The organism is Streptosporangium sp. NPDC006013, from assembly GCF_040614275.1.
In the GTDB taxonomy this organism is placed as follows: domain Bacteria; phylum Actinomycetota; class Actinomycetes; order Streptosporangiales; family Streptosporangiaceae; genus Streptosporangium.
Map to the genome: position 1 here is coordinate 1 of NZ_JBEXUE010000584.1, position 5480 is coordinate 5480.

Here is a 5480-nt window from a genome sequence, read left to right on the forward strand (position 1 = left end):
GTCGTCGGTCACCGCAGCACGCTGCGGCTCCCTCCTCCGCCTTGCGAGACACCACCTGACCGATCCTCGCCACGGCAAGATCCACGGGACAGGCCCTAGCCCCGCCCGATGATCCGGTCGCCGAGCCTGGCGACGAGCTGCGCGCGTACGTGCGCCGGAAGGGCGCAGCCGTGCGCGACGAGCGTGTCGAGCGAGGGCAGGTCGAGGAGCACGACCCAGTCCTGGACGTCCTCGCAGTAGGAGACGTCGAGGTGATGGAGATCCTTCAGCGCCTGGAGCGGGGCCAGCGACCGCACGGGCGTGTTCCTGATCGACAGGTGCTCCAGCGTGCGCAGACCCTCGATGCCGTCCAGGCCGGTCAGCGGTGTGTGCTCCAGGTCCAGCCGGGTCAGCGAGGTGAGGGCCGAGATGTCCTCGGGGACGCGGTGCAGGCGGCTGCCGGACAGGTCGAGCTCCGTCACCCCGGCCGGTGCGGCGAGGGCCGAGAGCAGGAGCGCCGGCGGCGGGAGCATCACCGGCCGGGGCTGGGCGAGCACCGGTGACCGCCCGGCGGCGGCCTCCTGCAGGACGCGCCAGCGGTCCACCGGCTCGCCCAGCCCGCCGAGGCGGACGTAGCCCGAGGGCAGCCACGGCGCCAGCCGCTCGGCCACGATGTCGGCGCGGTCGCCGACGCCGACGACACCGGCCCGCAGCAGGCCGTAGTGCTCGTACGCGTGCTCGGCGGGCACGAACAGGTCCGCCATGATGTCCCCGCCCGCGACGAGGGAGCCGTCGTTGCCGGAACAGAAGATCACTCCCGCGGCGACGGTGCCGAGCACCAGGTGGTCCGCCGCGCTGTGGATCGCGCGGGCCCGCAGGTCACCGGTCACCGCGAGATAGCTCTCCGAGACGTCGCCGTCGTCGAGAAGCCCTTCCACCACCAGCGAACCGATCACGATCAGCGGCGCCTTCACATCCAGCCACCCGGGAACGTAGGTGTCGCCGAACCAGATGGTGGCCCGCTGCACGGTCCACCCGGACTCGGTCCGCTCCGCGCCGTGGGGGAAGACCGAAGGTGCCTCGCCGGGAAAGGCCAGCGACCACGCCTGGGCGAACAGCAGGCCGTAGACGGGAGGCATGATGTGGTGCGGCCACTCCCCGGCCTGAGCCGGTCGCCGTAGCCAGGATCCGATCGGATGCAGCTCTTCGGCGATGTCACCGAAATAGTCCAGCGCCTCCGCGCCGGCCCCGGCTCGCTGCCGGAGCACCGTCAGCGCGTCACCAAGACGCTCCGACGCCCCGGCGAAATGCTCTTCCGTCAAATCCATGTCACATACGGTACTCACCGCAACGAATGCCGTGCGCCGTTCGAGTGACGCTCCCGGATGCCGGGCGTGTCGGAGAAACCACCGGGCGCGACCGCCCGGCGACGAAGGGCAATGTGGATCTTCGCTGAGACCTCGGGTACCGTGCCCGGGGCCCCGGAGAACTCCGGTGCGCCCCGCGAACACGAACCATTGTGACATCGGAAGGATGAACCGACATATGGAGGCCGGCATTCACCGGACCCTGCGGTCGCTCGTCAGTGGATCTTCGTCGGAGGCCCGGGTGGCGTGCCCGGGGCTCAGGAGCAGTCCGGCACACCGCGAACATGGACCGTCGTGATATCGGAAGGATGGACAGACATGGACGCCGGCAATCACCGGACCCTGCGGTTGCTCGTCACCGGAGGTGGAACCGGTGGCCACACCTACCCCGCGCTGACCACAGTCGCGGCCCTGCGCGACCACGCCGGCGCGCGGGGGCTCAGCCTGGACGTGCTCTGGGTCGGTACGGCGACCGGCCTGGAGGCCCGCATCGCGGCGGAGCACGGCATCCCGTTCCGGGCCATCAAGGCCGGGAAGCTCAGGCGCTCGCCCAACCCGCGTGAGCTGGTCACCAACCTCGTGGACATGTTCCGGATCCCCGTCGGCGTGCTCCAGGCCTTCGGCATCGCCGCCCGCTACCGCCCCGACGTGGTGCTGTCGACCGGCGGGTACGTCTGCGTGCCGCTGGGCGTCGCCTCCCGGGTGCTGGGCCGCCCGCTGGTCATGCACGAGCAGATCACCTCGCTGGGTCTGGCCAACCGCATCCTGTCGCGCTTCGCCCGGCGGATCGCGCTGACCCACCCCTCCTCGATCGAGCACCTGCCCGCCGGGGTGCGCGACCGGGCCGTGGTCACCGGCAACCCGGTCCGTCCCCATCTGCTGCGCGGCAACGTCGACGCCGGACGGCGCCACTTCGGGCTCTCATCCGACCTGCCGGTGGTCTACGTGACCGGCGGCGCGCAGGGCAGCCGTCAGATCAACACCATGGTCGAGACGATCCTGCCCGAACTGCTCGCCAGGGCGCAGGTGCTCCACCAGTGCGGCCCCGACTGGATCGGCCAGCTCACCCGTACCGCCGCGGGGCTCCCCGAGCGGCTGCGCGATCGTTACCATCCCGTGCCGTACGTCGGTGCGGAGCTGGCCGACGTGTTCGCCGCGGCCGATGTCGTGGTCTCCCGCAGTGGCGCGGGCACCGTCGCCGAGCTGACCGCCGTGGGCAAGGCGTCCGTCCTCATCCCCCTGGTGCCCTCCGCCGCCGACGAGCAGCGTCAGAACGCCCGCTACCTCGCCGAGGCGGGTGCCGCCCGGGCACTGCTGGAGAACGGTCCCACCGCCGAGGCGCTCCTGGCCGAGCTGGACGCGCTCCTGCGGGATCCGGGCGCCCGTGCCGCCATGGCCGGCGCCGCGGGCTCCCTCGGCCGTGTCGACGCCGCCGACGCGCTGGCCCTGGTGCTCCTGGAGGAGGCGAGGGTGGACGGCAAGACCGGCTGAACCGGTGGGCCCGTCAGCCGTCAGCCCAGACGCTCCTCGTACAGCTTCCGCAGTTCCCCGACACGGCCCTCGGGCCGGCACCGGGGCTCGCCCTGGACGGCCGCGAAGAGCGACTCCAGGTGCGTCTGCCAGGCGGCGAGCGCCGTCGTGCGCAGGCCGGCCGGTCGCGCGGGAACCGTCTGCGTCAGCACGACCCCGGTGCCCCGGCCGGGGTCGTGCGCCGGCTCCCGGCGCACCTGCCCCGCGGGCTCGCCGTCCTGGTGCCATCCGTACTCCAGGACGCCTGGCGCTCTTCCACGATGTCCACCTCTCTCAGGTCCTGCCCGGCGCCCTTGTGTGCGGGTCGGAAGGGGCGGTTGCCGGGCTCTGATTGTTAGCGCTATCAGCTAGGGCGTCAAGAGTATCCGGTGTCACGATTCGGGAAGAAACTCCGGCTGGGAAGGGAAATTCAGCTCGCCGGGCAGAGTGGAGAAAAGGTGTCTTCCTCGGTATTGACAGGTTCAGTGTTATCGCAAACACTCTGGTAACCCCAGTGAAACATGGCGAGGAACCCATGACACCGAGCTCCGACGACGACAGGGCGCGGACCAGACCGGCGGTGCTCGACGACGTCGCCGAGCTCGCCGGGGTCTCCGCCATGACCGTGTCGCGAGCGCTGAACGCGCCCGACAGGGTGCGCCCCGAGACCCGGGCGCGCGTCATGGCGGCGGTGAACAAGCTCGGCTACCGGCCCAACCCGGCCGCGCGCCAGCTCGTCACGGGCCGCTCGGGTGTGCTCGGCGTGGTCAGCTTCGACACCACCCTGTACGGGCCTGCCTCCACGCTCTACGCGATCGAGCAGGCAGCCAGGCAGAACGACTACGTGGTCAACATCGCCAGCCTCGGCGCGCTGAACCGCAGGTCGATCGGTGAGGGGGTCGAGCGGCTGCGCGCGCAGTCGGTCGACGGCATCGTCATCGTCGCCCCCCACGAGTCGGCCGCCGACGGCCTGCGCCACCTCTCACCCGGTCTCCCGGTGGTCGCGGTGGACGCCGGGGAGGACATCCCGGTCCCCGTCGTCATGGTCGACCAGCGCGGTGGCGCCGTACGGGCGACGCGACATCTGCTGAGCCTCGGCCACGAGACGGTCTGGCACCTGTCCGGCCCTCCCAACTGGATCGACGCCAGGGGACGGGTCGAGGGGTGGCGGTCCGTTCTGGAGGCCGAGGGGCGGCCGGTGCCCGAGGCGGCGGCCGGTGACTGGAGCGCCTACTCCGGCTACCGGCTCGGCAAGCGGCTGGCCGGCGATCCGTCGGTCACGGCGGTCTTCGTGGCCAACGACCAGATGACCCTGGGGGTGCTGCGGGCCCTGCGCGAGGCCGGCCGGCGCGTCCCCGAGGACGTGAGCGTGGTGGGCTTCGACGACGTGCCCGAGGCCGCCTACTTCTGGCCGCCGCTGACGACGGTCAGGCAGAACTTCGGCGAGGTCGGCCGGCACGCCTTCCGGCTGCTGCTCGACCGGATCCAGGGCACCGAGCAAGAAGGCCCGCGCATCGTGGAACCCGAACTGGTGGTCAGGGAGAGCAGCGGTCCCGCCCCCCACTGAAAGAGAGAAACCATGTTCAAGAAAGTGCCCGCGGCGCTGGCCGCCGGGCTTCTGACCCTCGTGCTCACCGCCTGCGGCGGAGGTGACACCGAGGCCGGTGTCGGATCCGACCAGATCACGCTCGGCTTCTCGCAGGTCGGCGCGGAGAGCGGCTGGCGGACCGCGAACACCAAGTCCGTCCAGGAGGCGGCCAAGGAGGCCGGCATCGACCTGAAGTTCTCCGACGCCCAGCAGAAGCAGGAGAACCAGATCAAGGCCATCCGCTCGTTCATCCAGCAGAAGGTCGACGCGATCGCCTTCTCGCCGGTGGTCGAGTCGGGCTGGGACACCGTGCTGAAGGAGGTCAAGGACGCCGGCATCCCGGTCATCCTGACCGACAGGGCCGTCGACTCCGCCGACACCTCGCTCTACCGGACCTTCATCGGCTCCGACTTCGTCATCGAGGGCCAGAAGTCCGGCGAGTGGCTGGTCAAGGAGTACGAGGGCGAGCCGGGGCCGGTCAACATCGTCGAACTCCAGGGCACCACGGGCTCCGCGCCCGCCAACGACAGGAAGAAGGGCTTCGGGGACGCCATCGCGGCCGACCCCAAGTTCAAGATCATCGCCTCGCAGACCGGTGACTTCACCCGCGCCAAGGGCAAGGAGGTCATGGAGGCCTTCCTCAAGGCGCACAAGGACATCGACGTCCTGTTCGCGCACAACGACGACATGGGTCTGGGGGCGATCGAGGCGATCGAGGGCGCGGGGCTCAAGCCGGGTACCGACATTAAGATCATTACCATCGACGCGGTCAAGGACGGCATGCAGGCCCTGGCCGACGGGAAGATCAACTTCATCGCGGAGTGCAGCCCGCTCCTCGGCCCGCAACTGATGGACCTGGTCAAGAAGGCGGTCAAGGGCGAGCAGATCCCGCAGCGGGTCCTCACCGAGGAGACCACCTTCACCCCCGAGCAGGCCAAGGCGGCCCTGCCCGATCGGAAGTACTAGCCGTGCCGGCGGCGAGGTCCTCCGGGGCCTCGCCGCCGACCGGGGGCCGCCGACCCCGGGGCCGGTTTGCA

General features: G+C 70.7%; 5 protein-coding genes. 3 read left to right on the top strand and 2 right to left on the bottom strand.

The window, feature by feature from the left end; genetic code table 11:
* Positions 1–95: 95 nt before the first annotated feature.
* Positions 96–1307 carry a hypothetical protein gene (locus ABZ260_RS45450; protein WP_355630583.1) on the bottom strand — a complete coding sequence of 404 codons (1212 nt, stop codon included), beginning with the start codon at positions 1305–1307 and terminating at the stop codon, positions 96–98.
* Positions 1308–1664: 357 nt separating this feature from the next.
* On the opposite strand from ABZ260_RS45450, the gene ABZ260_RS45455 reads away from it, so the two are divergent.
* A complete protein-coding gene (locus ABZ260_RS45455) occupies positions 1665–2837 on the top strand; it encodes a UDP-N-acetylglucosamine--N-acetylmuramyl-(pentapeptide) pyrophosphoryl-undecaprenol N-acetylglucosamine transferase (RefSeq protein WP_355630586.1) in 1173 nt (390 codons plus the stop codon).
* A 20-nt stretch (positions 2838–2857) separates the two neighbouring features.
* On the opposite strand, the gene ABZ260_RS45460 is transcribed toward ABZ260_RS45455, so the two are convergent.
* Positions 2858–3073 carry a hypothetical protein gene (locus ABZ260_RS45460; RefSeq protein ID WP_355630589.1) on the bottom strand — a complete coding sequence of 72 codons (216 nt, stop codon included), beginning with the start codon at positions 3071–3073 and terminating at the stop codon, positions 2858–2860.
* Between the two features lie 317 nt (positions 3074–3390).
* Here ABZ260_RS45460 and ABZ260_RS45465 point away from each other — a divergent pair, with 317 nt between their 5' ends.
* The gene (locus ABZ260_RS45465; protein ID WP_355630592.1) at positions 3391–4422 is read left to right on the top strand and encodes a LacI family DNA-binding transcriptional regulator; all 1032 of its coding nucleotides are present in this window, start codon (positions 3391–3393) and stop codon (positions 4420–4422) included.
* 12 nt (positions 4423–4434) lie between these two features.
* Complete coding sequence (locus ABZ260_RS45470; RefSeq protein WP_355563947.1) at positions 4435–5409, top strand: ABC transporter substrate-binding protein; 975 nt, start codon at positions 4435–4437, stop codon at positions 5407–5409.
* Positions 5410–5480 lie beyond the last annotated feature (71 nt).